Source organism: Bacteroidales bacterium (assembly GCA_012517825.1).
Classification (GTDB): Bacteria; Bacteroidota; Bacteroidia; order Bacteroidales; family JAAYUG01; genus JAAYUG01.
In genome coordinates this window covers 1-1,550 of record JAAYUG010000050.1, presented here as the reverse complement: position 1 = coordinate 1,550, position 1,550 = coordinate 1, and the positions used below count along the sequence as shown (strand labels likewise).

Genomic DNA, 1,550 nt, shown 5'->3' with positions numbered 1-1,550 from the left:
CGGGAAAAGTTTCCGGAGGCGGCGCGGTGGTGCAGCGGTATAATTATGATTTCATGATACGGGCTCAGGGCAGCTTTAATAAACTGGATATTCAGCAGTTGTTTTCCGGTATGAACAGTTTCGGACAAACTTTCATCACCGATCAGCATGTGAGGGGTATCCTGGACGGCAGTGCTGATGTTCAGGCCGAATGGGATAATCAGTTTCGCCTGAAACCGGAGACAGTTCTTGCCGGGGCTTCCATTACTATTTCCAGGGGAGAGCTGATAAATTTTGAGCCATTGATGGGACTATCCGATTTTATCAGGGTGGAAGATCTTCGACATGTCTATTTTTCCACCCTGCAAAATGAAATTTATATCCGCGACAAAACCGTCATTTTGCCAGCGATGGATATCAAGTCATCAGCCCTTAATATTTCGGCTTCGGGGGAGCATGGTTTTGACAACAACTATACCTACCGGATTCGTCTTCTTCTGAATGAAGTCCTGACGGGAAAAGCACGGCGAATGAAAAAGGAGAATACCGAATTCGGAATTGTATCACCGGATGATGCGCATAAAATGTTGCTCCATCTTGTTATCCGCGGCGATGGGAAAGATGTGCGTGTGGCCTATGATACCAGGTCGGCATTTTCTGATGTCAAGAGCCGCCTGAGAAACGAAAAGGAAACCCTGAAAACCATCCTGAAGGAAGAATTCAGCCGTAACCGTTCCGACACTTCCTTCAGCAGTGGTAACAAACAACAGGACGTTGCATCGCCACAGGTTGAGTTTGATGAATCGTTGCAGCCTTCATCCGAAGCGAAGGAAAAATCTTTCAAAAGGCAGGAAGAAAAGACAAAATTCAGAATAGAATTGGATGAGGAACTTCTGCCCGATACGACAAAAAAGAAATGAGTAACTTCGTTCCATTATGAAGAACATCTACCAGGAGAAACAGCGCTGGAAATTTCTGCTATTCCTTATGGCAGTTGCTATTGGCGTTGGTTCTCTTTTCTATACGAACCAGCTGATCAGGCAACTTTCTGCTGAAGAAGAGAAAAAAGTAATGCTCTGGGCCGAAGCCACCAGGAAGCTGGCTTCCCCGGAACCTGATGGCACGGATTTCAGTTTTCTGCTTCAGGTGGTACAGGATAATACGACGGTTCCGGTGATCCTAGTGGATCACAAGGGAGAAATAGTTGCCTGGAGAAATCTGGACTCACTGAAAGTTTCCAGGTATGGATATCTTGAAAAGGAACTGGCTGAAATGAAAACCCAGCACGATCCTATAGTTATTGAAATCGGAGGAGGGGAGAAGAATTATATCTATTACAAAAATTCCATTCTGCTTACCAGGCTTACCTTGTATCCATTCGTGCAACTGGGAGTTATCACCCTGTTTATTCTGGTGTCGTATATTGCATTCAGTGCGTCGCGTAAAGCCGAGCAGAACAAGGTATGGGTGGGCTTGACCAAGGAAACGGCACATCAACTGGGAACCCCGACATCTTCTCTCCTGGCCTGGGCGGAAATTCTGAGGGATCGGAATGCAGCGCCCGATATCAT

The 1,550-nt window shown here is 46.3% G+C and carries 2 protein-coding genes; both read left to right on the top strand.

The annotated features are described in order from the left end of the window. On the top strand, positions 1-899 hold an 899-nt coding region (locus GX419_03545), incomplete at its 5' end, for an AsmA-like C-terminal region-containing protein (GenBank protein ID NLI23766.1). A gap of 16 nt (positions 900-915) precedes the next feature. Continuing rightward, positions 916-1,550: ATP-binding protein (locus tag GX419_03540; protein ID NLI23765.1), on the top strand; the 635-nt coding region annotated here is incomplete at its 3' end.